This window comes from Kolteria novifilia (assembly GCA_007748055.1).
Classification (GTDB): domain Bacteria; phylum Planctomycetota; class Planctomycetia; order Kolteriales; family Kolteriaceae; genus Kolteria; species Kolteria novifilia.
The window spans coordinates 4,046,959-4,073,311 of sequence record CP036279.1; the positions used below are offsets into that span (position 1 = coordinate 4,046,959).

19 protein-coding genes are annotated in these 26,353 nt (G+C 62.1%); 8 read left to right on the plus strand and 11 right to left on the minus strand.

Annotated features, from left to right (window positions below; translation table 11 throughout):
• Positions 1–67: 67 nt before the first annotated feature.
• Positions 68–4,675 (minus strand): glutamate synthase large subunit, encoded by a 4,608-nt coding sequence (gene gltB / locus Pan216_RS14885; RefSeq protein WP_145258879.1) that lies wholly within the window; start codon positions 4,673–4,675, stop codon positions 68–70.
• A 592-nt stretch (positions 4,676–5,267) separates the two neighbouring features.
• On the opposite strand from gltB, the gene Pan216_RS14890 reads away from it, so the two are divergent.
• From Pan216_RS14890 to Pan216_RS14905, 4 genes are all read left to right on the plus strand, one after another.
• A complete protein-coding gene (locus tag Pan216_RS14890; RefSeq protein WP_419192546.1) occupies positions 5,268–6,509 on the plus strand; it encodes a Re/Si-specific NAD(P)(+) transhydrogenase subunit alpha in 1,242 nt (413 codons plus the stop codon).
• The gene (locus tag Pan216_RS14895; protein ID WP_145258881.1) at positions 6,509–6,787 is read left to right on the plus strand and encodes an NAD(P) transhydrogenase subunit alpha part 2; all 279 of its coding nucleotides are present in this window, start codon (positions 6,509–6,511) and stop codon (positions 6,785–6,787) included. Before Pan216_RS14890 ends, Pan216_RS14895 begins: the two co-directional genes overlap by 1 nt.
• A gap of 73 nt (positions 6,788–6,860) precedes the next feature.
• A complete protein-coding gene (locus Pan216_RS14900; RefSeq protein WP_419192547.1) occupies positions 6,861–8,249 on the plus strand; it encodes an NAD(P)(+) transhydrogenase (Re/Si-specific) subunit beta in 1,389 nt (462 codons plus the stop codon).
• 525 nt (positions 8,250–8,774) lie between these two features.
• Positions 8,775–10,172 (plus strand): MATE family efflux transporter, encoded by a 1,398-nt coding sequence (locus Pan216_RS14905; RefSeq protein ID WP_419192548.1) that lies wholly within the window; start codon positions 8,775–8,777, stop codon positions 10,170–10,172.
• 68 nt (positions 10,173–10,240) lie between these two features.
• On the opposite strand, the gene Pan216_RS14910 is transcribed toward Pan216_RS14905, so the two are convergent.
• Both Pan216_RS14910 and trkA read right to left on the minus strand, forming a co-directional pair.
• Positions 10,241–11,680, minus strand: a complete 1,440-nt coding sequence (locus Pan216_RS14910) for a TrkH family potassium uptake protein (protein WP_145258887.1) — start codon at positions 11,678–11,680, stop codon at positions 10,241–10,243.
• Positions 11,681–11,686: 6 nt separating this feature from the next.
• Complete coding sequence (gene trkA / locus Pan216_RS14915; protein ID WP_419193680.1) at positions 11,687–13,045, minus strand: Trk system potassium transporter TrkA; 1,359 nt, start codon at positions 13,043–13,045, stop codon at positions 11,687–11,689.
• A 413-nt stretch (positions 13,046–13,458) separates the two neighbouring features.
• Between trkA and Pan216_RS14920 the strand changes: the two genes are divergently transcribed.
• From Pan216_RS14920 to Pan216_RS14935, 4 genes are all read left to right on the plus strand, one after another.
• Positions 13,459–14,244 (plus strand): class I SAM-dependent methyltransferase, encoded by a 786-nt coding sequence (locus Pan216_RS14920; protein WP_145258891.1) that lies wholly within the window; start codon positions 13,459–13,461, stop codon positions 14,242–14,244.
• 190 nt (positions 14,245–14,434) lie between these two features.
• A complete protein-coding gene (locus tag Pan216_RS14925) occupies positions 14,435–15,271 on the plus strand; it encodes an MlaE family ABC transporter permease (protein ID WP_145258893.1) in 837 nt (278 codons plus the stop codon).
• A gap of 45 nt (positions 15,272–15,316) precedes the next feature.
• Positions 15,317–16,204, plus strand: coding sequence for an ABC transporter ATP-binding protein (locus Pan216_RS14930; RefSeq protein ID WP_419192549.1), 888 nt, complete (start codon positions 15,317–15,319; stop codon positions 16,202–16,204).
• The gene (locus Pan216_RS14935; protein WP_145258897.1) at positions 16,201–17,400 is read left to right on the plus strand and encodes an MlaD family protein; all 1,200 of its coding nucleotides are present in this window, start codon (positions 16,201–16,203) and stop codon (positions 17,398–17,400) included. Before Pan216_RS14930 ends, Pan216_RS14935 begins: the two co-directional genes overlap by 4 nt.
• Here the strand turns inward: Pan216_RS14935 and Pan216_RS14940 are convergent.
• The 8 genes from Pan216_RS14940 to Pan216_RS14975 form a co-directional block, all read right to left on the minus strand.
• Positions 17,324–19,753, minus strand: coding sequence for a DUF255 domain-containing protein (locus Pan216_RS14940; protein ID WP_419192550.1), 2,430 nt, complete (start codon positions 19,751–19,753; stop codon positions 17,324–17,326). The genes Pan216_RS14935 and Pan216_RS14940 overlap by 77 nt on opposite strands.
• Positions 19,754–20,078: 325 nt before the next feature.
• Positions 20,079–20,642, minus strand: coding sequence for a DUF4416 family protein (locus tag Pan216_RS14945; protein WP_145258901.1), 564 nt, complete (start codon positions 20,640–20,642; stop codon positions 20,079–20,081).
• Positions 20,642–21,208, minus strand: a complete 567-nt coding sequence (locus Pan216_RS14950; protein WP_145258902.1) for a hypothetical protein — start codon at positions 21,206–21,208, stop codon at positions 20,642–20,644. Before Pan216_RS14950 ends, Pan216_RS14945 begins: the two co-directional genes overlap by 1 nt.
• A gap of 173 nt (positions 21,209–21,381) precedes the next feature.
• A complete protein-coding gene (locus Pan216_RS14955; RefSeq protein WP_145258904.1) occupies positions 21,382–21,939 on the minus strand; it encodes a transposase in 558 nt (185 codons plus the stop codon).
• Between the two features lie 165 nt (positions 21,940–22,104).
• Positions 22,105–23,487, minus strand: a complete 1,383-nt coding sequence (locus Pan216_RS14960; protein WP_145258906.1) for an MFS transporter — start codon at positions 23,485–23,487, stop codon at positions 22,105–22,107.
• A 127-nt stretch (positions 23,488–23,614) separates the two neighbouring features.
• Positions 23,615–24,172, minus strand: a complete 558-nt coding sequence (locus Pan216_RS14965; RefSeq protein WP_145258908.1) for a glycine zipper domain-containing protein — start codon at positions 24,170–24,172, stop codon at positions 23,615–23,617.
• A gap of 305 nt (positions 24,173–24,477) precedes the next feature.
• Entirely contained in the window at positions 24,478–24,945 is a 468-nt protein-coding gene (locus Pan216_RS14970) for a hypothetical protein (protein ID WP_145258909.1), read from the minus strand.
• Between the two features lie 213 nt (positions 24,946–25,158).
• Positions 25,159–26,157, minus strand: coding sequence for a DnaB-like helicase C-terminal domain-containing protein (locus tag Pan216_RS14975; protein ID WP_145258911.1), 999 nt, complete (start codon positions 26,155–26,157; stop codon positions 25,159–25,161).
• Positions 26,158–26,353: the final 196 nt, after the last annotated feature.

The window sequence follows — 26,353 nt, forward strand, 5'->3', positions numbered from 1 at the left end:
CGATGCGAACCATACCACCAGGTACCTCCGAGGAGGTGAACCTGGTGGAGGCATCCTCAAGACTTGATCACGCGAGCTGAAGCGACTCGGCTTCCAGCTTCAATTCCTCGAGAGCGGCCTGCTCGACGGCCTTGATATCCTGCTCGCAGGCATCCTCGTCTTCCGCGGTGGGATGCGGATCGACCTTCCAGAACTTCGGCAGCGTCTCCTGCCAGTGCTCGAGTACCCACTTGGCACGCAGACTCGACGTCAGCGTCGCGTGGCGCTCGACCATGGCCCTGAGAAGCAGTTCATCGACGTCGTGCTCGACTCGGCCGATGCGGACCATCGACGGGTTGTAGAGTCGCTCGAAATCGCCGCTGAGGTCCAATACGTATGCGATACCGCCACTCATGCCGGCGCCGAAATTACGACCCGCCTCACCCAAAACGACGACGACACCGTTAGTCATGTACTCGCAGCCGTGGTCGCCACAGCCCTCGACCACCGCCTTGGCGCCCGAGTTGCGAACGCAGAGTCGCTCGCCGGCCATGCCCGCCGCGTAGAGGCTCCCGCCGGTAGCTCCGTAGAGGACCGTGTTGCCCATGATGGTGTTCTCGTGGCTGGCGAACTTGGCATCGCTGGGCGGAGCGATGACGATCATGCCGGAGTGCATGCACTTGCCGACATAGTCTTGCGCCTCCCCTTCGAGGTAGAAATTCACCCCGCGATGGTTGAAGACCCCGAAGCTCTGGCCCGCCGTGCCTTTGAACCGCGCCGTGATGGTTCCGGCAGGCAGCCCTTCGCCGCGATGGCGTCGAGCGATCTCTCCGGAAAGCCGGGCACCGACCGAGCGATCGCGGTTCTGGATGTCGAACTGCACTTCGATCGGTTCGCCCGATTCGATCGTCGACTCGCAGGCGCGCCAGAGGTCTTGGGCAAGTCCCGAATTGAGGGTCGGCGAATCGTTACGATCCTGATTGCAGCAACGCGGCTTGGTCCGCGCGGGATCCGGATCGGTGAGGATCGCCGCAAGCGAAATGTTCGTCGTCTTCGGCAGCGGCCGCTTGCACTGCTTGAGGAGATGGACCTGACCGACAATCTCGTCGAGGCTCCGGACGCCCAGTCGCGAGAGGATCATCCGAACCTGCTCGGCGGTGTAGAGCATGAACGCGACCACGTGCTCGGGCGTTCCCGGGTACTTCTTGCGTAGATCCTCCCGCTGGGTCGCAACCCCGACGGGGCAGTTATTGAGGTGACAACGACGCGCCATCACGCACCCGGTGGCGATCATCGCCGCCGTCCCGAAGCCGAACTCCTCCGCTCCCAACATCGCGGCGATGACGACGTCGCGACCGGTCTTGAGTCCACCGTCGACGCGGAGCGTGACGCGACCGCGAAGGTCGTTTTTGACGAGCACTTGCTGCGCTTCGGCGAGCCCGAGCTCCCACGGCAACCCCGCGTGCTTGAGCGAACCGAGCGGCGCGGCGCCCGTGCCACCGTCGTGCCCGGAGATCTGGATGCAGTCGGCGTAGCCCTTGGCGACACCGGCGGCGACGGTCCCGACACCGACGACGGAGACCAGCTTGACGCAAACCTTCGCCTGGCGATTGACCTGCTTGAGGTCGTGGATTAACTGGGCGAGGTCCTCGATCGAGTAGATATCGTGGTGAGGCGGCGGCGAGATCAGGGTCACGCCGGGGACCGATCGCCGAATCTTGGCGATCTCCTCGGAGACCTTGTGGCCGGGAATCTGACCACCCTCGCCCGGCTTGGCGCCTTGCGCCATCTTGATCTCGAGTTCCTTGGCGGAGACCAAGTACTCGGGAGTGACGCCGAAGCGCCCCGACGCGACTTGCTTGATCGCGCTGTTGCCCCAGTCCCCCTTGCGCGGGCTCCAAGGCGAGAGAAACAAGTCGGGCTGATCCTCCTCGTAGGGACGAAGCCGTTCGACCGCCTCACCTCCTTCGCCGGAGTTGCTCTTGCCGCCCAGACGGTTCATCGCGATCGCCAGCGTTTCGTGACATTCGCGTGACAGAGCCCCATGGCTCATCGCCTGGGTGCAGAAGCGTTTGACGATCTCCTCGGCGGGCTCGACTTCGTCGAGCGGCACCGGCTGCGCGGCCTCCTCCCATTGCATCAGGTCACGAAGATTGCACGGCTTGCGATCCTCGTCGACCAGCCGAGTGTACTCCTCGTAGGCGCCGAAGTCCTGGTTCCGGACCGACTTGTGCAGCAGCTTGAAGACGGCGGGATTGAAGGAGTGGTACTCCCCGCCCTTGCTGCCGAGGAAACGGTAGTGCCCCTGCTCCTGAAGCCCCGCCTTATCGCCGTAGGCCTCGTGGTGAAAGCGAAGGACGTCGCGTCCAATGTCGTTGAGGGTGACGCCCTCGATGCGGCTGGGCGTTCCGGTGAAGTACTGATCGACGACCGACCGCGCGATACCGAGAATCTCGAAGACCTGCGCGTAGCGATAGCTGTTGACCGTCGAGATCCCCATCTTCGACATGATCTTGAGGATGCCCTGCTCGATCGAGTCCTTGAAGTTGTGAATCGCGCGTTCGCGGGTGATTCCCGTCTTGCGCGGGTCCTTCTCGACGACCTGGTCAACGCTGGCGAGGGCGAGATAGGGATGAATCAGCGCCGCCCCGTAACCCAGCAGGCAGGCGAAGTGATGATCCTCGCGCGGTTCGCCCGTGTCGCAAATGATCGACGTCTTCATCCGCAGACCGGCGCGAATGAGCCGATGATGAACCGCCCCGATCGCCAAAAGCATCGGAATCGGCGCCCAACCGGGTCCCACATCGCGGTCCGAGAGGACGATGATGCTGCAACCCTTCTCGATCTGCCGCTCGGCTTCGTCGCAGAGCCAGCCGATCGCCTTCTCCAAGCCGCCACTACCATCGGAGACGAGGAACCGGCACTTGAGGGTCCGAGAGCGGAACTGTCTCGGCTTCTGCGAGCGAATCCAATCGAGCTCGGCCTGGGTGATGATCGGCGAGGGGAACGAAATAACGCGAGCGGAGGATTCCTCCTCCTCCAGGACCGAGCCCCGGCCTCCGACCAGGATCCGCAGCGACATGACCAACCGTTCGCGCAGCGGGTCGATCGGCGGGTTGGTCACTTGAGCGAACCGCTGCTTGAAGTAGCGGTAGAGCAGTTGCGGCTGCTCCGACAAGCACGCGATCGGCGTATCGTCTCCCATCGATCCGACCGGCGGTTTGCGGTCGTAGACCATCGGGATGATCAACCGATCCATGTCCTCCTTGCCGTAGCCGAACGCCTTCTGGAACCGCACGAGTTCGTCCGACTCGGGCTGCCAAGTGGGGCCGGCGACGCGGGCACACTCGTCCTTGGCCCGCTCGGCGAAGCGCGTGTGATGATTGATCCACTGCGAGTAGGGATAGCGGTGGGCGATCTGGCGTTTCAGTTCGCCATCCTTGATCACCCGGCCCTCTTGGGTATCGACGGCCAGCATCATCCCGGGGCCGAGTCGCCCCTTCTCGATCACCGGCGAATTGGTCGGCACGATCCCCGCTTCCGACCCGCAGATGACGCGACCTTCCTCGGTGACCCAGTAGCGCGAGGGGCGCAGGCCGTTGCGATCGAGTCCGGCACACGCGTAGCGACCGTCGCTGAAGACGACGCCGGCGGGACCGTCCCACGGTTCCACCATGATCGAATGATACTGGAAGAACGCCGAGACCTCGGGATCGTCGAGATCGTGGGGAGCCTCCGGCAAGAGCATCATCATCGCGTGCAGCGGGTTGCGGCCGGAGAGGACCAAGAGCTCAAAGACGTTGTCGAACGACGAGGAGTCGCTGCCCCCCTCTTGGATGACGGGGATCAGGTCCTCCAACTCGCCGTTCCAGACATGGCAGAACATCACCGGTTCCCGCGCGCGCATGCGGTTGATGTTCCCCTGCAACGTGTTGATCTCCCCATTGTGGGCGAGAAAACGGAAGGGCTGGGCCAACTGCCACGTCGGGAACGTATTGGTGCTGTAGCGTTGATGAAAGAGGGCGATCGCGGTGTCGAAATCGGGGTCGGCCAAGTCCTTGAAGAACTTATCGAGCTGCGGGGCGACCATCAGGCCCTTGTAACTGATTGTCCGATGCGAAAAGGAGGGAATGTAGAACGGACCCAAGCCGGCATTGCGCATCCGACGCTCGATCCGGCGACGAACGACGTACAGCAAGCGTTCGTAGGCATCGTTGTCGAGGCCCTCGGGCCGAGCGATCAGCGCCTGGCGAATGTCGGGACACGTCCGGCGCGCTTCGCTGCCGAGCGCCTCGTCGCCGACGGGAACCGCGCGCCATGCCAACCAGCGCAGCCCGCCCGAAAGGACCACGTCCTCGACGATGTCCATGCACTTCGAGGCGACCTTGGGGTTGCCCGGAAGGAAAAAGACACCGACGGCAAGATCCTCGATGCGATCGATGCGCGTCTTGCACGCGTCGAGTTCCTTGCTGAAGAAGGCGTGGGGGATCTGCGTCAGGATGCCGGCGCCGTCGCCGCTGAGCCCGTCGGCATGGCGCGCGCCGCGATGTTCGAGGTTCGTCAGCGCGATGAGGGCATCGCGGAGAACCGAATGCGACTTACGACCATGAATATCCGCCACGAAACCCATGCCGCATGCATCGCGTTCGTAACTGGGATCGTAGAGTCCGTGGCGAGGCGGGAAGTGATCCCTCATATTCCACTCCTGACAGCGAGTCCAGTAGTCAACGGTCCCGTCACCCCACGCGGGGGGTGAGAGGCCGGACCCAATCAACGTTAAATGCCTTGCCAGCCGCGAGGCGGGTGGACGGCAAGTCAAAGGAAACGGCAGTCCTGACGGCGCCGCTAACCTACCAATATGATTCGAGCGGGCATCTCGTGTGCCAGACGGAAGTCCTCGCCACGGATTGCGATGTGTCCGCGAGCGAACTTCTCACCCGATTCGCCAACAGGATATGGCGAACGATCCTCTCTCGGCGAAAGGACGATCTCCCTAAGTTCTGGCGTGTAGCGGAGAATCCCCGTTTAGGCTAGCATCAACAACCCTAATGGCAACTGATTTCTTTTATTTCATTTACTGAATCTCCGCCGTCCTCGATTCCGTTGATGCAACGCGATTGTTTGCTCCAACCCGACTCGGACTAGCGGTGTCAAATGTACGCGAAATTGCCTAAAATACCGCTCGTCGCCCGGACCGCGGTGCCTTCGCCCAGATGCGTTGCCGACCGGTCGACCGAGCGAGAAGCTTCCTCGATCGCCGAACATGGCTCGATCCAGGAACGCTGGACGTGGGAACCCTTCCCACGCTCCTCGTGGCGAATGAGGATAGTTGGGACGACGAGGTTCATCACACCCAAATGATTGTAGGAGTTCCGAGAGAAAGAGGGGCGCACGAGCTGCGGGTCGCGATCGATCCCAAGAGCGTCCTCGTTCTCCAAAAGTTGGGTCTGGAGGTCCTCGTCGAGGAGAACGCCGGTCTTTTGGCCGGGTTTTCCGACGACGACTACCGGGCGGCGGGCGCCGACATCGTCAGCGAGACCGGCGATTTCCTCGAACGGTCCCAACTCATCTTGGGCGTCTGGCCCATCCCGATGCTCCTCGAACATTCCCGTTCGCTGCGAGCCGGCCAAGTCGCGATCGGGTTTCTCGATCCTCTCAACGAACCGAAAGAGTGCGCTCAATTGGCCGAGAGCGGCCTCTCCCTGATTGGGATGGAGCTGATTCCGCGAATCACGCGGGCCCAAGGGATGGATGCCCTCTCCTCAATGGCGACCATCGCCGGCTACAAGGCGGTGCTGATTGCCGCCGTGCAGTCCCCGAGGCTCTTCCCGATGCTCATGACCGCCGCTGGCACCATCGCCCCCGCGCGCGTCTTCGTCATCGGAGCGGGCGTCGCCGGTCTGCAAGCGATCGCGACCGCCAAACGGCTCGGCGCCATCGTCGAGGCCTACGACGTCCGGCCCACCGCGCGGGAGCAAGTCGAGTCGGTCGGCGGCAAGTTCGTCCAACTCGATCTCGACGCGGACGGGACCGAAGACGCCCAAGGCTACGCGAAACAACTCGGCGAGGAGTTCTACCGTAGACAACGCGAATTGATGGCCGAAGTCGTCGCTCGTTCAAACATCGTCATCACCACCGCCGCGATTCCGGGCAAGCAAGCCCCCCTGCTCGTCACCACCGAGATGCTCGAAACCATGCCCGCCGGCTCGGTGATCATCGATCTCGCTGCCGCCAGGGGTGGAAACTGCGAAGCGAGCGTCGCCGACGAAACCGTCGTGGTCGACGAGGTGACTGTGATGGGGCCGACCAATCTGCCCGCGACGGTTCCGCAACACGCCAGCGAGATGTACGCCCGCAACCTGACCAATCTCGTCGGCTTGGCGGTCAAGAAGGACGTCGAAGGATTCGACTTCAGCGACGAGGTGATCGCCGAGTCGCTCGTGACTCACCAGGGCGACGTCGTCCACCCCGTCGTCCGATCGCTCTTGGGAATGGGGGAACTCGCGGCCACCTCGGGAGGTGAAAGCTAATGGGAACGTTCGTCGCGGGTCTGACCATCTTCGTCCTCGCGGTCTTTGTCGGCCTCGAGATCATCAACAAGGTCCCCCCTACCCTACATACGCCCTTGATGTCGGGCTCGAATGCCATCTCCGGCATCACCCTGATTGGCGCGTTGCTGGCCGCGGGGGTCGAGAGCACGCTCTGGGCCCAACTGTTGGCGTTCTGCGCGGTGGTCTTCGCCAGTGTCAATCTCGTCGGCGGTTTCCTGGTCACCCACCGAATGCTCCGGATGTTCCAGCGACGCTAGCGTTCCGGTTAGGATCCCATTCGAGCGCCGTCCCTTCGCTATTTGTCCGATCGCCTACCGGAGAATGTTGAGCGTGCCCAGTTCCGACCTCATCAACCTCGCCTACCTCGCCGCGGCCGTGCTGTTCATCTTTGGCCTGAAGGGATTGACGCATCCCCGAACCGCCGTCCGCGGCAACGCCCTCGGCGCGTTGGGAATGCTCTTGGCTGTCGTTGTCACGCTCCTGGATCGGCAAATCATTGGGTTCTGGACCATCGCTCTCGGCCTACTCGTGGGAGCGGGGATCGGCATTCTGCTGGCCGTTCGCATTCAAATGACCGCGATGCCGCAACTCGTGGCGTTGTTCAACGGCTTCGGAGGAGCCGCCTCGGCGCTGGTCGCGGGCGCGACGCTCGCCGACCCGGAACTCTTTTTCACCAGCGGCGCGGTCTCCGAACTCGTCGCGTCGGTCGCCTCGGGCATCATCGGCGCCGTCACGTTCTGGGGCAGCTTGATCGCGTTCGCGAAACTTCAGGAACTCATCAGCGGCAAGCCCTACCGCTTCCCCGGCCAACAACCCTTGAACATCGCCCTGCTGGTCGTGATGATCATCCTACTCCTCTGGACGCTCGCCGATCCAGGACGGGCGCCGATCGCGTTCTGGCTCGGTGTGGTCGCCGCGTCCGCCTTTGGCGTCATGCTCGTCCTGCCCGTGGGTGGAGCGGACATGCCGGTGGTGATCGCGCTACTCAACTCGCTCTCGGGATTGGCGGCGTCGGCCGTCGGATTCGTCCTTTCCAATTCCGTCCTAATCATTTCCGGTTCCCTCGTCGGCTCGGCGGGATTCATCCTGACGGTCATCATGTGCAAAGCGATGAATCGCTCGCTGCTGGATGTGATGCTCGGTTCGCTGGGCTCCGCGGAGCAGGATAGCGGCGAGGAGATTTATCAAGGAAAGATCACGTCGACCTCGGCCGATGAAGTCGCGATGCTCCTGGAGTCCTCCCAGCGGGTCTGCATCGTCCCCGGCTACGGACTCGCCGTCGCCCAGGCGCAACACGCGGTCCGCGACTTGACGGAAATGCTCGAGGAGGCGGGGCTCGAGGTCTACTTCGCGATCCATCCGGTCGCCGGTCGCATGCCGGGGCACATGAACGTCCTGCTCGCCGAGGCGAAGATCGACTACGAACAGCTCAAGGACATGGATCAAGCCAACCCACTCTTCGCGCAAACCGACGTCGTTCTGATCATCGGGGCCAACGACGTCGTCAATCCCCTGGCCCGCGATCCCGCCAGTGCGATCGCCGGCATGCCGATTCTCGACGTGGACAAGGCTCGGACCGTCGTGGTCATCAAGCGAAGCCTCAGCCCCGGTTTCGCGGGCATCGCCAACCCGCTCTTCGTCGCCGATAACACGATGATGCTCTTCGCAGACGCCCAGAAGGCGCTGATCGACCTGATCGCCGCGCTCGACACCAAATGATTTGGTGAACCTCTCGCCGCTCTCGCGCGTCCCTTGCACAGGGCCGGGGTGTCTCTTCTCTTCCTATTCTCGAAGCCTAGTGCTGCGTCAAATGCTCGATTTCTGGTTGTGAGTTTAAGATCACTTCTCACTGGCTGACCAGCAGCCAGTGGAACCCGAACTCTTGGATCGGACAAAGCACTGGTGTCCTGATGGGCAAGTTCGTTCGTGAAGTCTCGGCCCTGTGATCGTGCGGAGGATTGCCCAATCATCGGTGTTCTCCGCATGCCCACGGCGAGCGCGGGCATGGCACCCAAGAGTCTTTTGAGCGATGGATGAACCCGTCAGGGCACTAGGCGGAACTTGAGTCTCCGTTGGCTCAAATCCCGCGGCCAGCATGTTCTCTCGCCCCGTCCGTCGTTCAATAGCCCCGAGATGCGCCGGCATGCCGATCCCTGGGGTCCGTCGTTCTCGTCCGAGACGATGTTGGGGATGAACGTCAACCGCCGGATCGCTGCACGTGGGCGACCATGGGGAAGGATCGCGATGAATACCGGCAAGGAAGTAGCGGCGATAGGTGGAGTCCGCGAACTGCTGCGCATCGCGTTCCCGCTCATGCTTAGCGCCAGTTCCCAGTCGGTGCTCTACGTCATCGACCGGATGTTCCTAACGTGGTACTCGACCGCTGCCCTGGCCGCGGCCCTTCCGGCCGGCGTCTGCTTCTGGCTGGTCGTGAGCATCCCCTACGGGATCTCGAACTACGTCAAGACCTTCGTCTCGCAGTACACCGGCGCCCAACGTAAGGACCGAGTCGCCTCAGCCGTGTGGCAAGGAGTCTACTTCTCCCTGTGCGTCGGCCTGGTCGTCCCAGTGATCGCTCCCTTCGCGGGAACGATCTTCGGGAGCTTGATGCGCGATACCGAAGTGGCGACGATGACGGCGGACTACTTCGCGATCCTCTGCTTGGCGGGTGCTCCGTTCCTCGTCGACCTGACCCTTTCGGCCTTCTTCTCCGGCCGAGGACAGACGCGGACCGTCTTCTGCGTCGATCTGATCGGCGTCGTCGCCAACATCCTCCTCGACTACGTGCTGATTTTCGGAGTCGGGCCGATCCCGGAGATGGGCATTCAAGGAGCCGCCGCCGCGACCGCCCTGACCTACGTCATCAAACTCGGGCTTTACCTCTACCTGGTGGGGCAAGTCGAGGACTATCGTGGCATCTTCGCCGCCAACCGGGCCATCGACATCGAGCTCTTCCGGCGAATGGTCCGCTTCGGCTTGCCCGATGGGATGGCGAGCTTCCTCGAGTTGGTCTGCTTCTCGACGTTCATCTTCTTGATGAGCACGCTGGGAACCGCTTCGTTGGCGGCGACCAACCTCGCCTTCAACCTGAGCACGCTCGCGTTCCTGCCCCTGTTGGGCATCGAAACGGCGGTCATCATCCTCGTCGGCCAACGGATCGGCGAGAACAACCACGACACCGCGGCACAAACGACTTGGAACGCCGCGGGACTGGCGACGGTCTACATGGCCATCCCCGTCGTCTTTCTGGTTGCGATACCAGACGTTCTGAGCGAGCCTTACTTCTGGTTCTCCGATCCGGTGGAATCGGCGGAGATCAGGGCGACGACCGCGATGCTTCTTCGCTTCGTGGCGGCGTACACCTTCTTCGACGCGCTCGCGGTCGTCTTCGGTGGCGCCATCCGCGGCGCGGGCGACACCCGGTTCGCGATGGGGTTCACCTTCTTGGCTGGCCTCTTGGTGATGGTGCTGCCGACCTACGTGGGCGTCACCTATCTCGGCAACGGGCTCATCGCCGGCTGGTTCGCGATCACGGCTTACGTCGTGGTGTTGGGAAGCGGATTTCTGCTTCGCTTCGTGAGCGGCCACTGGCGAAACATCAACGTCATCGAACCGACCTCGAAGGGCGTCGCGGTGGTCTGAGCGAACGGCGGAAAACGCCGAGAGCCTGGCTCCAACGAGTATTTCGGGTGCTCTCCACGGAACACTCGCTACTTCTTCCAGAAACTCGGGAAGAAGAGGACCAGGACGGTAAAGACCTCCAATCGTCCAACCAGCATGAGCAGGCAAAGCAGAAGCTTGCCATGCTGGGGGACGAACGCGAAGTTGTCCGTGGGGCCGACCTCGCCGAGACCCGGTCCGATGTTGCCCAAACAGGCGATGACCGCCGCCCCGGCGCTGACCAAGTCGAGCCCGAAGCCCGCCATCAGCAGCGAACCGATGAGAAAGAGGAACATCCACAGGGCGACGAAACCGAGAATCGCTTGGATGACCTCCTGGGAGACCGGCTTGCCGTCGAGCTTGAGAAGTTTGACCTGGCGCGGATGGATGAGCCGAGCAATCTGAAGATAAGCGTGCTTCGTGACGAGCAGGACGCGAACGATCTTCATGCCGCCCGCCGTCGAGCCGGCACATCCTCCCAGGAACATCAGCGTCACCAGTAGATACTGCGACGTCACCGGCCAGTTCTCGTAGTCGGCGGTCGCGAACCCGGTCGTCGTGAGCAGCGACGTGGTGGTGAAGGCCGCGTCGCGAAGGTTGATCAGGACCGAGGAATAGAGCGTGCGGTTGAGGACGACCAGGACCATGACCGAGCCGAGCGTGATGGCGGTGTAGGTCCAAAATTCCTCATTGCGCCACAGCGAGAGCGGGCGTCCCCGCAGCAGTTGATAGTGAAGCGCGAAGTTCACCCCCGCCAGGAACATGAAGAAGGTGACCACCACGTCAACGTAGGAGTTCTGGAACCCGGTGATACTGTTGTTGAGCGTTCCGAAACCTCCCGTGGCCATCGTCGTCAGCGAGTGACAGATCGCTTCGAAGAGATCCATCGGCCCCAACCAAAGTAAGAGCACCTCCGCCGCGGTGATGATGACGTAGACCGCCCAGAGGACTTTGGCGGTGTCCTGAATTCGCGGACTGAGTCGATCGGCGGTGGGACCGGGAACTTCGGCTTCGAAGAGCTGCATCCCTCCCACGCCAAGGAAGGGAAGGATCGCCAAGCTGAGCACGATGATGCCCATCCCGCCGAGCCACTGGGTCATCGAACGCCAGAGAAGGATGCTTCGGGGGATCTGATCGAGGTCGGTGATGACGGTCGACCCAGTTGTCGTGAAGCCCGACATCGCCTCGAAAAAACCATCGACGGGGCCATCGACCGACCCGCTGAAGACATAGGGAAGCGACCCGAAAAGCGCGAAGACGATCCAGCCGAAGGTGACGACCGCGAATCCTTCCCGGTGCGTGAGATACCCGTCCACCCGGTAGCGGCGAAAGACGAAGAGGCCACAAGCTCCGGCCAACAGGATGGAACAGAGAAACGGAAAGAAGGCCCGATCCCCGGTTACCAGGGAAAAGATCATCGGGATGATCAAGACGACCGCTTCGAAGATGGTCAGGCCGCCGAGCAATTTGAGGGTCAGGGAGAGGTTCATGAGTCGTTACGCGAAGAACTTTTCGACTTGGGCAACCCCGTCCGGCAACGTGAAGACGATCACGTGATCCTCCGGCTCGAAGTGATCGTCACCACTCGGAATCAAGACTCCATCCTTGCGAACGACGGCTCCCACGATCGAGCTCTTGGGAACGCCCAACGCCTTGAGCGGTTTCCCAAGGATGGGGCTCTCCTTGGGCAACTCCAGTTCAATCACTTCCGCCTCGCTCTGCTCGAGCACCTCGATATCGACCACCTCGCCGCGGCGGACGTACTTGAGCATCGCGCTGACGGTCGCGGTCCGGGGGCTCACGCAAGCATCGATGCCGAGGGAGGGAGCCAGTTGCAAATACTCGGGCCGGTCGACGAGGGCGATCACGCGCGGAACGCCGTAGCGCTTCGCCAAGAGGGAGCAAAGCATGTTCGACTGCTCGTCTTGAGTCACCGCGATGAAGACGTCCGCATCCTCGAGCCCCTCGTTGCGGAGGGTTGAGACATCGGTCCCGTCGGTGTGCAGCACCTGGACGTTGCGCAGACTGCCAGCAAGCTTCTCGCAGCGCTCGAGGTTGTGATCGATGATCGTGATCCGGTAGTGCCGATGGGCCAACCGACGAGCGATCTCCGAGCCGACTCGACCGCCACCGAGGATGAAGATGCGCCGGGTCTTCTGCGGCTCGAACCCGAACAGGTCCGTGATCGCGGGCAAGTCCTCTCGCTTGCAGACGAAGTAGAGGATGTCGCCCACTTCCACCATATCGTCGCCGCGTGGAATGATGGTTTCGTCTCCGCGGGAGATCGCCGTGACGATCAGACGATAGATCCCACGGATATTGCCCAGGGTGCGCATCGACACGCCGTTGATCGGGCTCTGGGCGTTGATCGGAAACCCGAGGAAGACGACGCGGCCGTGGGCGAACTCGGCGACCTCCGCCGCTCCCGCGTAGCCGATCATCGACATGATTTCGTCGGCGACGACCATCTGAGGATTGATGATCCGCGAGATGCCGAGGCGACTGGCGTTGGGGGCCCATTCGGCGCGGGAGAAGTCGAGGCTCTTGCTGCCGGCGACGACTTCCTTGGCGCCCAGTTCGGCGGCCAGCAGGCACGCGACGAGATTGACCTCGTCGTGCCGGGTCACCGCGATGAAGAGGTCCGCGTGCGCGACATCCGCCTCCTCCAAGGCCTGGGCGCTGGCCCCACTTCCCTCGACGACCAGCGCGTTGAGCTTGCTGCGCAGCATCGAATGCTTCTGGGGATCGTTCTCGATGATCGTGACTTCGTGACGTTCCTTTGACAGACGATCCGCCAGGTGAAACCCGACCTCACCAGCTCCAACAACGACGACTTTCATGGGCGCGACACGAATCCCCTTGTGGACAGTTTCGAGATCCCTAGTTTATGAACCGCGGCCTGCAAGGGAGAAGCGGCAATCCGAATAAGCTGATGCTGTCATGGTGTCAGTCATCCACGGCAATATAGTCGTTCCGCCTGAGGATGTGATCCAGTCCCGCGAAAGTTGGCCATCGGGAGGGAATCCGCCATTTCCCTTTCGTGACGGCGATCGCTTGAGCGGGCGTCCCGGATCCTTGAGGATCGACCGACCGCGCTGCGAACATGGCGTGCGCAGCGTCTAGAACTGATGTTCGGGTGGCAATGGCTGCTGGTCAGCCAGTGAGAAGTAATCGTGAGTCCACAACCCGACACTTAGCGTTTGACGCAGCACTCGCGCCGAATCGCGACTCCCCAATGAAGCACTCAACCCTTCGCTGAACCAACGACGTGAGCATCACCACCCTTCCCGGAAGCTGGTACGACTTCCCTCGAGAATACGACATCGCCTTTCGGCCCGAGACAAGGCTCGAAGCGCGGTTCGTCCAGAGCGCCTGCGAACGCTACGCCAAGGTCGACGTCCGGCGCATCCTCGAACCGGCTTGCGGTAGCGGTCGGATCATCGTCGAGTTGGCCGCGGTCGGCTTCGACGTGACTGGCTTCGATCTCAACGGCACCGCCCTGGACTACGCTCGTGCCCGCTTTCGTCGTCGACAACTCGACGGCACGTTGGTCGAGGGCGACCTGACCGATTTCGCGATCAAGCCGAAGGCCCACGCGGCGTTCAACTTCTGCAACACCTTCCGCCACTTGCTCACCGAAGCCGACGCCCGGCGCCATCTCGAACTGGTCGCCAAGCATCTGGTGCGCGGTGGCCTCTACCTGATCGGGCTCCATCTTTACCCCGCCGACGCCGACTACGACAGCGTCGAGCGCTGGACCGAGAGCTATCGCGGGACCAAGGTGACGTGCACGCTGCGTTGTCTCTCGGTCGACGAAGACTTGCGCCGCGAGCAACTCGAACTGCTGATGACGGTCCGCGCCCCCAGTCGCTCGTATCGGGTTCGTTCGAGCTTCGCGTTTCGGACCTATGACGATCGACAGCTGCGGGCGCTCTTGGCGTCGGTCCCCGAACTGGAACTGGTCGCGGTCCACGACTTTGGTTACGACATCGGCGAGACCGTCGAACTCGACGAGGACGGCGGCGACACCGTCCTTGTGCTTCGCCGGCGCTAGTCGACCCCGCCTTCCAATATCGCCCTCTCCCAACCGCCGCCTCAATCCCCTCAGGCTTCGCCTCTTGCAGCAATCTTGAGAGAAATAGGACCACTCGGTCAATCTTCTCAAGCGACTGGGGAAGGCTTGACGATGTTGACGATAATAGCAGTGGTTCCGGAACAGGTACGCGCTGGCGGAAGAGGTCTCGATGGCGACGGTTTCCTCACAGCCGACCCCTCTAGAGCAGTTGGGGTCGCGAACGATCGGGATGATCTCCACGCTGGGCGATCTGATCTCCTTTTGTGGCCAGCTCGCCCTGTGGATGACCACCACCTATCCGCGCAAACGCCTGCTGGTGCCGACCTTCTATCAAATCGGGGTGCGCAGCGTCCCGGTCGTCGCGATCACCGGAACCTTCATCGGGATGGTGTTGGCCGTCCAAGCCTACAACCAGTTCGCCCAGATGGGGCTCCAAACCCGACTCGGCTCGGTGATCAACGTCTCGCTTGTCACCGAGTTGGGTCCGGTCCTCGCCGCGACGATGCTCGCCGGCCGGATCGGCGGCGCGATGGCGGCCGAAATCGGCACGATGAAAGTCACCGAACAAGTCGACGCGCTGCGCTGTCTGGGCGTCAATCCGATTCGCTACCTGGTCGTTCCGCGCTTTCTCGCGTGCGTGGTGCTGATTCCCCTGCTGACGGTGATGGCCGACTTCATGGGGGTGATCGGGGGAGCGTTGGTCAGCATCAAGATCATGAAAATCGACGCGTTCTACTATTGGATGCACTCGCGCGGCTTCGTGGGACTTTGGGAAGTCTTCACCGGGCTCTTCAAGTCGCTCTTTTTCGGAGCCGAGATCGCGATCATCAGTTGCCATCGAGGGTTTCGCTCCGGCGCGGGCGCCGAGGGGGTGGGACGCTCGGCGACCGAGGCGTTCGTCTACTCCTTCATCGCCATTCTCGCGAGCGACTTCATGCTCGGGATCTTGCTCAATGGCATCTACAACCTGATCTGGCCGGGCCAATCCGCGTCAATCGGCAATTAGTGGGCGGGCATGGTGAGCGATCAGGTAGCCGTAGGGGAATCGGGAATGGAAACGCCGAAACAACCGCTCATCCGCATCGAGCAGTTGGGGGTCCGCTTCGGCAGCCAGACCGTCCTGCGCGACATCGACATCAGCGTCAATCGCGGCGACACCCTCGCGATCATCGGCGAGAGTGGCTGCGGCAAGACCGTCCTGCTCAAGACGATCATGAGTCTGGTCAGTCCCACGAAGGGACGGGTCGTCTTCGACGATCTGGAGTTCGTCAAATTGAGAGAGCGGGAACTGGCCAAGCAGCGTCTCCGCTTCGGCTTCGTCTTTCAGCAAGCCGCGCTCTTTGACAGCTTGACCATCTACGAGAACGTCGCGTTCGCCCTCCGCGAGCACACGAACCTGCCCGAGTCGGAGATCCGCGATCGCGTCCGGGATCGGCTCAACGAGGTCGGGCTCTCGACGCAGATTGTGACCAAGAAGCCCGCGGAACTCTCCGGCGGCATGCGCAAACGGGTCGGGCTCGCCCGGGCCCTGATGATGGAACCGGAGGTCGTCCTCTATGACGAACCGACGACCGGTCTGGACCCGATCATGAGCGACGTGATCAACGAACTGATTATCGGCACCCGGGAACGTCACGGCGTCACCAGTATCGTCGTGACCCACGACATGAAGTCCGCCCTGAAGATCGCCAACAAGATCGTCATGCTCTATCCGATCGCCCGCTTGGGCGAGGAGGACTCCCAGATCCTCTTCAAGGGGCCACCCGAGGCCATCGAAAGCTTCGACGACCAACGCGTCGTCCAGTTCGTGCGAGGGGAAGCCCGCGACCGCATCCAAGAGATGACCAACAACGAGACAGCGACAACGCGGAAACGGGCGACGAGTTCGAGTGAGAGTGGTGCGGTCGATTCGACCGTCGAGGAAAGGGATGCCTCGTGAGTGAACAACGGATGCAATTCGCGATCGGACTCGTGACGCTGATCGCGGGATTCGCTCTTGCCGCGATCATCATCTGGTTCGGTGAATTCCAGTACGTGCTGCAATCGCACAAGACCTACTACGCCACCTTCCGCAGCGCGCCGGGCCTGCAACCGAAGGTCCCTGTCCGTCGGGCCGGCATTCGCATCGGCGAGGTCCAGAAAGTCGAGTACAGCTCCGAGTACAGCCTCGTCGTGGCGACCATCACGCTCGATGGCGACAACATCCTCCGCGAAGGGGACGAGCCGACCATCGATCGCTCGCTTCTCGGGGACACCTACGTCGACATCGACACCCGTCCCGACATGCAGGGCGTCAAGGATCGCCCGATCGTTCCCGCGGGATCGACCCTCGAGGGCGTTTCGCCGCCGAACCTGACCAAGACGATCGACGAGGCCAGCGACATGGTCCCCAACGCCAACAAGACGCTAACCCAGATCGAGACGACCGCCAAGGCATGGGCGCAAGTCGGCGATCGGACCAACTCGCTGATCGCCCGCAATCAGGAGCAGATCGACCAGATCGTCCGCGATGCTCAGATAACGCTCGAGAAGATGAATCGGACGCTCGATAGCATCGACGAAGTGCTCAACCCGGAAACCCGCGAGAACCTTCGGATCACGATCCGCAACGTTCGCGACGCCAGCAAGGATCTCCGACCGACGATCGAGTCGGCCAACCGAACGCTCGACAACATCGATCAGTTGGCCCAGGATCTCAAGACCGTGGTCGAGCCCTTCAAGACCCGAAGCGAGTCGATCGCCAACAATGTCGACGTCAGTCTCGCCAACTTGAACCCGACGCTCATCGACGTCCGCGCCGTGGTCAACGAGATCCGCAACGGCAACGGTTCCCTACAGCGACTCTACCGCAGTGACGAGTTGTACATGAACCTCGATGCCGCCTCGGTCCTGCTGGTGCAGAACTTGGCCAAGCTGCGGTGCATCCTCGACGACGCCCAAGTCTTCGCCGACAAGATCGCCCGCCATCCCGGCGAGCTTGGCGTCCAAGGTGTCTTCACCCGAGACAAGGGGCTCAAGGAAGTGCCGCCGGGAGCCGTTCCCAGAAAGCACGGCTTCTTCAAGAGGGATCGCGGGGTGGTTCCGGCCGCTTGTCCGGACTGTCCGCCGACGACGGCACCGCCACTGTCGCAGTAGCGGGAGCCAGGCAGCGGCGATCGTCGCAGGCCTGATAGGCGAGGTGAAATTCGAGCGGTTGTCCCGCCTGGTACTCCTTGGCGAGCACCACGGCCACCGTCACGTCGAACGTGCCGGAGAAGACGTCGATCCGCTCGTTCGCCTCGGTCCCGACGCTGACCGCTTCTCCCTTCGGATAGCTGACGTCCTTGAGAACCGCCGGCGAATCCTTCGCCAGGGTGACCACCGTCGGCTTGAGGAACGGGGCGGTCGACGGGTTGGCATTGACGTGCCACCCCTCGGCCATCTCGACACGCAGCGTCAATCGCACTTCCTTGCCCGCGACCAGTTCCGGTTCAGCGGGTAGGATCGTCAGCGATTCGATCGGGCCATCCTTCGACACGGGGGAGGCCCCCTTCTCTTTCAAGTAGCGATCGACCGCCCGCAGCATCGTCGTCGACGAGACCGGAGTCTCCTCCATCGTCGCGACGTGGATGCCCATCGTTTTGACCGCCCGTTCTCGAAAGAGCCCCGCGAGGACCGCCGACTTCTCCTCCCCCGAGTCATCGAGTCGCTTGGCCAGCGTGACCAGCGCCAGCGCCGTGAGGCTGTTCGACGAGGGATAGGCTCCGTCGTAGTTCTCCTTGATCCGAATGATGACCGGCTCCTTGGTCGAGGCCGCGTAGAAGACGCCCGAGCCCGCTTGGTCCCAGAACTGCTTGATCAGCGACTCGGCGAGCTGTGTCGCCGTCTCGAGATAGCGCGAGTCCTCGGTCACGCGATCGACAGCGAGCAGCGCGAGGATCGTCGCGGCGTAGTCGTCGGCGTAGCCCGTTCCCTTGGCCTCTCCCCCGACGGAGAACCGTGCGAGCGTTCCCTCCTTCCTCCGGAGATGTTGCAGGATCGCTTCGACCGTCCGGACCGCCTTTTCGCGATAGCCCTGATCGTTGAACGCCTCGGCGGCATCGGCGAGACCAATCGCGACCAGCGCGTTCCACGCGGTGATCGCCTTGTCGTCACGTCGGGGGGACGCCCGCTCTTCGCGGACCGCGAGCAGCTTCCGGCGCGCCTTGTCCCATCGCGTGAGAAAGTCGGCTTCGCTCTCCCCCAACGACTCGGCCATCTTCTCGGGCGGCACGGCCTCGACGAGGATCGACTTCTCCTCGAAGTTCGGTTGCTCGGCTCCCAGGAATCTGATGACCCAGTCGGCCTCGTCGCCGAGCGACGTCCGCAATTCCTCCTCGGTCCAGACGTAGTACTTGCCTTCCTCGTGCTCGCTCTCGGCATCGAGCGACGACGCATAGAGCCCGTTCTCCAGCAGCATGTCTCGCTCGAGGAACGCGACGGTCTCGGCGACGGCCCGCGCATAGCCCGGTCGGTCGTGACGCGGCTGAAGCTTGCTGTAGAGGGAGAGAAGTTGGCCCTGGTCGTAGAGCATCTTCTCGAAGTGCGGGACGATCCACTCGCGATCGACGCAATAGCGGTGAAAGCCTCCGCCGAGGTGATCGAACAAGCCGTTGCGGATCATGATGTCGGCTTGTTTCACCACGGGAGAGTCGGCCGTGAGCGGCTTGTCGTCGTACGCCAACAGAAAGAGTGGGACCGACGGCTGCGGAAACTTCGGCGCGTACCGAGGCGGCCGACCGATGCCGGCGTACTCGGGATCGAACTGGGAGGTGATCGACGTCGCCGCGGAGGCGAGTAGCTCCGGCGTCAACTTGGAGCTCTCCATCGCCCCCGGCTTGATCGAATTGCGTAGGAAGTCCGCCACCGCATTCGCCATCTTGTTGACTTGAGCCGGTTGCTCTCGATAGAGCTTGGACACCTGACGCAGCACGGTCGGAAGCCCCGCCATGACGCGGCCGCTTTCGGGAACGATCCTGTCTCCCGGCGGGAAGTACGTTCCTCCGAAGAAGGGGCGGCGATCGGGCATCAAGAAGACCGTCAACGGCCATCCCCCCGTCCCTCGCATCGCCTCGACCGCGCGCAGGTAGGTCTTATCGACTTCAGGGAGTTCCTCCCGATCGACCTTGATGGCGATGAAGTGGTCGTTGAGAATCTTGGCGATCTCGGGGTTCGCGAAACTCTCTCGGTTCATCACGTGACACCAGTGGCACGCGTTGTAGCCGATCGAAAGGAAGATGGGTTTCTTTTGCTTCCTCGCTTCGTCGAAGGCATCCTCGCCCCACGGATACCAGTGAACCGGGTTGTCGGCGTGGGAGCGGAGGTAGGCGCTTGTCGACTCGCCCAGGCGGTTGCGCGGTTGATCCTTCGTCGGCGGTAGCTCCTCGGCGCGAGCCCGCGTCATCGCCTGCCCGCTCCCGACGAGAATCACCACGATCGCACCAAGTGCCCAACGAACTCGCCCACTCATGCACGAACCTTTCTTGCTTGCCAATCCCCGGCGACGGACCGTCATCGGCTTCCGCCCTAGCAGCCCGTTGATCTATTCGTTGCCGAAGAGACTCTTGGGTGCCATACCCACGCTCGCCGTGGGCTTGCGTGAAGCGCCCATGATTGCGCAATCCTCCGCACGATCAGAGGGCCGAGATTCAATGTAACGAGCTTGCCAATCAGAACACTAGTGCTGAGTCAAACGCTAGAATACGGGTTGTGAACCCACGATCACTCCTCACTGGCTCACCAGCAGCCAGTGCTACCCGAACGTTTGGATCTGACAGGACACTCGCGTGCCGCCGTCATTCTACGGTCGCCGACGCGCCGTACTCGCGCGGAAAGCGCCGAAGATACTCGCGAAGCTCGTTCAGAAAGTCGTGAACCTCGGGTAAGAGATAGTCGGGGTAGGTCCAGGGAAACGCCCGCCAGGCCCCGTGTCGAAAATGGAGCGTCACCTCGCCAAAGATACCCTCGCCCAAGTAGAGGCGATGGACGTGGTCCTTGGTCGACGCGAGGAGGAGCTTGGCCATGTCGGCCATCCCGGGATCGATATTGAGGGGACGTTCTTCCGGAAATTCGCCTGGTTGGAGGATCTCCCGTTCCAGGAGATTGGTGGCCACTTTGATCTTCGGAAGCGCATCGACCGGACGAGGGGAGCCAAAGGCCACGAGCTGCTTTCTGAGGTCGGTCCCCATCGAGCGCGCGTAGTAATCGGTCTGCTGGAAGGAGAACGCGGTCCCTTCGAGAACGATGGGACCAAACTGGTCGGCCAGCCGCGTGCGGGCCCGAACGAGTAGTTCCTCGTGCCGGCTAAAGAGCGCGGCGACGAGCATGGCCCGCGGCGGCTGTTGGCGAATGGATCCCATTAGCTCCCGGCGGGCTTGACCGACTTGAGCATCTTCATCCAGTTGTCGTACTGGGCGCCGACCGTGGCCTTGGGGCCGGTAATCTTGAAGTAGTAGGCTCCCTCCTCGGGCGTGTCGACGATCGCGACGAGCATGCGATAGCCCTTGCGTTCGACGAAATCGGGCAGGAACGGCGCCGGCTTGTCCTTGAAGGTACCCGTGATATCGAGGGTGGTGACCTTGAAGTCCCCGACCTTGAAGGTCTCTTCCTTGGGCTGGCCCTCGGTGCTCGAGAACTGCCCCTTCCAGCGTTCGAGGTTGTCGGCGACGCTTCCTCCACCACCCGGACCGAAGTAGAAGACGACGAGTTCGGCCTTCTTCCCCTCATCTCCCTTCGCGGCGGGCAGACCGTACTGAACGAGCCTCATGCGCGACTTCGGGTTCTGACGCGTCCAGGTCGACGAGATGTCGTAGGTGGCCGGGCCGATGCGAACTTGTTCGTACTTCTCGTCCGCGGCTTGCGCCGTAGCCAATCCGACCGTCAGCGTCATCAACAACGTCGCGGCACTCGTGAGCGTGCGTCGCATGTGAATTCCTTTCCCAAGTAGGAGGTGGGAGCATGTATCTCAAGGGATGCCTTCTGCGCCGTTATACCGACCGGCCCGGCCAATTGACAACCGGCAACCCGCGTCGCGACCAGAAAGCATCTCATCGTAGGACCACCGGAGCGGTCGGTGAAGCCCCAACCCGCTCAGCGCATTCAGAAATTGTCGATCAGGTCAACCTTGTCGGCTGGGTAGTCCTTCTCCCACTGCGCCAGGGTCTCGCGATCTTGCTTCACGTAGAGGTGATAGCTGCTGTACGGGTAGGTTGAGGGGTCGCGCACCTTGCCATGAAAGGCGGGGTTGGCGTTGAGGTAGTTGATGTGGCAACGCAGCGACGCCAAATCGCCGATGGGAGCATCCCAGAAATTCCACCAGATGCGCGATCGGATCGACGGGTCGTCCCGACGCCAGTGGTAAGCGCTGTAGCTGTGGGCCGACTGAATGATGTGCGCTAGCGAATGTTGAACCACCGAGCGATCATCATCGGGCGCGTGAACGACCAAGTGGTAGTGATTGTCGAGAATCACGTACGCAAGCAACCGCCATTTCCACTTGTAGCAATTGAAGTCGAGGCTCTCCAGCAGCATCTGCTTGCGATGTTCCAACCGCATGAACGGACGCTTCTGGAAGGTGCCGGCGGTGATCAGAAGATAGGAGTTGGGGACGAAGCTCTCGTCGGCGGCGAGCGGCGTTCGCGACGTGAAACTCAACACGCGACGTCTTGCCTCCTCCGTCGTCGGCCCAAATCCTGTCCCGGGAACCAACCCAATGAAACGGGATTGGCCCTCGCCGACGCTATTGTGATTACTCGAGCCGGGCGCAGCAAGCCAAAGGAAGGAAGTCGCGCGTTCCCCAGGTTGCTCCGCACCCCTCGTCGATCAATCGGTCACGGGACGCCCCAGCAACGACACCCCCAGCATGAAGACCGACGCGATCGCGAAGACGACGCCCGGAGCGCGATCGTTCGCCAATCCGGCGACTTCGAGCACCGAGCAGATCGCCAGGTAGAAGACACCCGAGAAGATGATCCCGATCCAGTTGATGAGATTCATCGCCCCGATCACGCGTCCCTTCTGATTGGCCGGCGGCTTCTCCTGGATGTAGACCTGTAGCGGAACCGCGAATATGCCCGCGAAGAATCCCAGCCCGACCAGGGCCAAGCCGGCCCCCCATTTATCGACGAGTGCCGCTTGGCCGTGAAACCCGGGCAAAGCCAATAGCGCCATGCAGACGCACATGCCCAAGGCGCCGGAGGGAACGAAACGGAACTCGATCTTTCCCGCCGAAAGCTTGCCCGCGGTGACGCAGCCGATCGCGATGCCGATGGCGATGGTCGCCACCAAGAGGCTCGTCTCCGCCTTGCCGATTTGAAGCTGGCGGATGCCGTAGTCGTTGACCGTCTGCTGAACCACGCCCCCGAGGAACCAGAATAGCGTGGAGAAAAGAAGCACCTTCAGGAGCGAGCGATCGTTCCACAGCATCCTTCTGGTCTCGGCGTTCATGAAGAGCGTCGAGACTTGGAATCGCAGCCCGGGGTGGGCGACGGGGGTCGGCCGGATTAAGAGCGAGGTCAGCGTTCCCACGACCGCGATCACCAGGCAAAAGCCGCTGGCGACCCAGAGCTTGTCTCCCCAAGCTTGGGTGACGAAGCCCGCGATCGCGGTTCCGAAGATGATCGCGAGGAAAGTCGACATCTGCATGATGCCGTTGGCTTGCGGCAAGTCGGAGGGGCGAAGCATCTCGGGCAAGATCCCGTACTTCGGCGGACCGAAGAACGAACTCTGAATGCCCAAGAGGCAGAGGACGACGAGGGCGGCGTTGTAGGAGCCGTACCAGAACGCGACCATCCCCAAGGCGACGACAACGATTTCCGCCACCTTGCTGAGCACGACGATCGTTCGCTTGGAATAGCGATCCGACAGGAAGCCCGCGAACCCCGAAAGAAGCAAAAAGGGCGCGGAGAAGATGATCATCGCGATCCCCTGTTCGCCGGCCGCTTCCTTGGCTTGCGCCGCGGCGACCACTGCCAGGATCAGGATCAGTTGCTTGAAGAGGTTGTCGTTGAAAGCACCCAGGAATTGGGTGATGTTCATTCCCCAAAAGGAAGGATCCCGAAAGAGCGTCGGCCTGCCGTCGTCGTCGACCGTGTCGACCGCGACGGGCGAAGGTGTGCTCTCGGCCCGAGGCGGCGTGAACGGATTGCCAGGCTCGCTGGAAACGCCGACAGGCTCGTCGGGTTCCCGCTGTCCATCATCAAGCATGGCTGCTTTCCTGCCTTTCCGTGCATCCTGAGAGAGCCGACCCTATACGGAGGGACCGCCCTGCACTCCCCCCCTTGGCGGGGAGACTAGCGGGATTTCCGAGGCCAGGATACACGAATTCGGCGATTTAGTGCCAGCAATGGTGATGGCGATATCCCCAGCGGTAGCGCACCGGGGGCTCGACGATGTAAACCGGGGATCGCTCGTAGACGACCGGGACCGGCTTGGCGACGCGATTCTTTGTTGCGACCATCGCGTCCAGGACGCGGTTGCTCACCCCATCATGATGCAGCGCGATGATCTGATCGGTCGACAAATGAAAGATCGTTCCCGATGAGCGAATCGTCGAAATGATCACGTCTTCGCCCACGCCGTTCTGACTCATGGAGACGACGTCGGCGACACTCATCGGCGGTGGAGGCGGCGCGGCCGTCGCGGCGGCCACCCGGGCTTTGTTCTTCTCGTCGACCTCGTCCAACCCCGCGCCGACGAGCGTTCCCGTCAGGGCTCCGACCGTACCGCCGATCAAGGCGCCCGCGCCCGCATCGCCGGTTTGGCTGCCGATCAGGGCTCCGGTGCCGGCGCCGAGGAGACCTCCCGCCGCTAGCCCCTTCTCCGTGAAGTTGGCGCAACCGACCAAACTTGCCAAGACGATCGCACCCAAAACGCCACGCACTTTCGCCATCAGGCTGTTTCCTTGCCACCAGAGAACGGTTGCCCCGAGCAAACTGGTCAACCCGCTCCCCCCAACGAGCGTCGGAACCACGGCGCTGCCACGCGATAGATGTCATCTCATCTCAGGGAAGCCGCACCTATGGCCAGCATGAAGGGGAAAGTCAAGATTGCTCGGGTTCGAAGTCGGCCAGGAGGGATCATTGGCCAACGAGCAAATGAGACGACTAGGCAGGCTGCGCAAAGTGTTCCGCCATCAGTCCCCCGGCAACGACGATCGCCGGAGACCACGTTTCGGCCCTCTTCACGCCCAAAACGTTAGCGTTTCTGACAGAAATGGCCCTTTTTCGGCTGACATTCCGTCTGAATCTCGTGCTCATAGCCGCACTTTTCGTACTCGGCGGTGCGTTTGGTCAAGTAGCGGACCGTCTTCACCTTCCCTTTGGTGGGATGGCAACTCCAGGGCCACTTGATTCCGGGCACGCAAATCTCCTTGCACTTGCAGTCGAAGCAGTCCTTCTCGGCCTTGACCTTCGCGCGGTGAGCGACGCAGACCTTCTTCAGTTCGCAGCGACAAGCCGTCTCACAAACTTGCGTCTCACAAACTTGCGTCTCACAAACTTGCGTCTCGCAACCCGTCTCGCAGGTTGGGGCCTCGCAAGAGGTCAACGCGGGCCCATCCTGTTGGCACGTCGCGCACGTCGGTTCGAGCTGATCCGAGGCAATCGCCGCTCCGCCGAGCAGCAACGTTGTGAAGACCGCGACAACGTAAAGGTTCTGGCGCATCGTTCTCTCGCCTCAACGGTTTTCCCGTACAAGGGGCTCCATCACCGACCGCGATGGTCCGGCGTCAGTAGTGTTGTCGGGCGAATGGACAGCTCGCCTGGCGTCCGCGGGAGTCCGAATCCCGAAGTGCGAGGTAAACGGGCGAAAGTCTCACGACCAAGAAGGCTAGGAAAGCCAGGAAGAGGCGGCAGTCACGAGTTGAGAGAAACTCCCCTACTCCGAGACGAAACCGTCCGTGTAGGAGAGAACCGTGCGATCGGCCTCGGTGAACGAACAGAGGTCAGGCCGGTAGATCATCTTCACATGAACCGGATCGGCAAGGCGGTTCTTCAGGATGTAGAGACTCATTCCCCGGCGAAAGTCGGGAACTTCGATCGTTCCCTGATTGCGGAACTGGGTCGTGGTCGTGGGATTGGTCCAAAAGTAGGCCGCGATGTCGGCGGAATAGGGCAGCCCGTCCCGATCGCCGAACGCCTCGAAGTTGGGCCGGCGGTTTTGGAAGTACCCCTCCAGCCGCTCCGAGGAGAGGGCGACGACGGGACTCTTCAGATCGCGCCCCAGCCGCCGAAGCTCGGAACAGTGCTGGGCCTCGCGATCCTCGGGAGCCAACGGAAGGTCACAGGGAATCGCCTGTAGGTGATCGACGACGATCAACATCCGTTCGGCATCATCGATTTGCCGGACCTTCTCGGCCACCTCGCGAACCTTGTCGATGGTCTCGTGCCGACCCGCTTCGACGATCCGCATGCGGCGTGCGAAGAGCTTGTACTTGGGAACCGCTTTCTGGACCTCGTCCCACGCTTTGACGATCGGCGCACCCGGATAGGGTGCGTGGATGTCGTTGGAGGGCCCGCGAACGACCTCGCGATTGTTGACCCTGGACAGTCGGGCCAGCGACATGACGCGGAGTTCGTCGGCCGACTGCTCGAAGCTGAAGTAGAGGACGGGGACGCCGGCGATCTCCGCGACTTGATCGGAGAGCTGCTTGGCAAACGTCGTTTTGCCGCAACCCGGCGGACCGGCGATGACGGTCAATCCCGTCGGCAGTCCTCCGGTCACCTTGTTGAACAAGCGAAATCCCGAGTCGAGCCCCCGCAGCCCGCGATTGGTCTGCCGCTGCGAAAGCGACGTGATCTGAGCATCGATCGCATCGGCTTCGGGGGACGGCAGTCCCATGGCGTCGTGTTGCTGGTCACCGAACGATTCCGCCATGGCGGCAGTCCTTCCTCGGACCTCGAACACATCCGACCGGTGCGTTCGAAGGACATCAGATCAAGGTGAACGGTCCACGGTCGCCCGCGGTTGTGCTGTCAAATCTACGACACTCCGCGATGCGACGCTCCAAACTCGTGAATTTGGGAGTGATCTTTCCATACGCCGAACGATGATCGTGGAATTTAGTCACCTT

Bases quoted from the DNA above. Each gene is read 5' to 3' on its own strand.
- gltB (WP_145258879.1), bottom strand. From the start codon at position 4,675: ATGAGGGATCACTTCCCGCCTCGCCACGGACTCTACGATCCCAGTTAC.
- Pan216_RS14895 (WP_145258881.1), top strand. From the start codon at position 6,509: ATGGGAACGTTCGTCGCGGGTCTGACCATCTTCGTCCTCGCGGTCTTT.
- Pan216_RS14905 (WP_419192548.1), top strand. From the start codon at position 8,775: ATGAATACCGGCAAGGAAGTAGCGGCGATAGGTGGAGTCCGCGAACTG.
- Pan216_RS14910 (WP_145258887.1), bottom strand. From the start codon at position 11,680: ATGAACCTCTCCCTGACCCTCAAATTGCTCGGCGGCCTGACCATCTTC.
- Pan216_RS14925 (WP_145258893.1), top strand. From the start codon at position 14,435: ATGGCGACGGTTTCCTCACAGCCGACCCCTCTAGAGCAGTTGGGGTCG.
- Pan216_RS14930 (WP_419192549.1), top strand. From the start codon at position 15,317: ATGGAAACGCCGAAACAACCGCTCATCCGCATCGAGCAGTTGGGGGTC.
- Pan216_RS14940 (WP_419192550.1), bottom strand. From the start codon at position 19,753: ATGAGTGGGCGAGTTCGTTGGGCACTTGGTGCGATCGTGGTGATTCTC.
- Pan216_RS14945 (WP_145258901.1), bottom strand. From the start codon at position 20,642: ATGGGATCCATTCGCCAACAGCCGCCGCGGGCCATGCTCGTCGCCGCG.
- Pan216_RS14950 (WP_145258902.1), bottom strand. From the start codon at position 21,208: ATGCGACGCACGCTCACGAGTGCCGCGACGTTGTTGATGACGCTGACG.
- Pan216_RS14960 (WP_145258906.1), bottom strand. From the start codon at position 23,487: ATGCTTGATGATGGACAGCGGGAACCCGACGAGCCTGTCGGCGTTTCC.
- Pan216_RS14965 (WP_145258908.1), bottom strand. From the start codon at position 24,172: ATGGCGAAAGTGCGTGGCGTTTTGGGTGCGATCGTCTTGGCAAGTTTG.
- Pan216_RS14970 (WP_145258909.1), bottom strand. From the start codon at position 24,945: ATGCGCCAGAACCTTTACGTTGTCGCGGTCTTCACAACGTTGCTGCTC.
- Pan216_RS14975 (WP_145258911.1), bottom strand. From the start codon at position 26,157: ATGGCGGAATCGTTCGGTGACCAGCAACACGACGCCATGGGACTGCCG.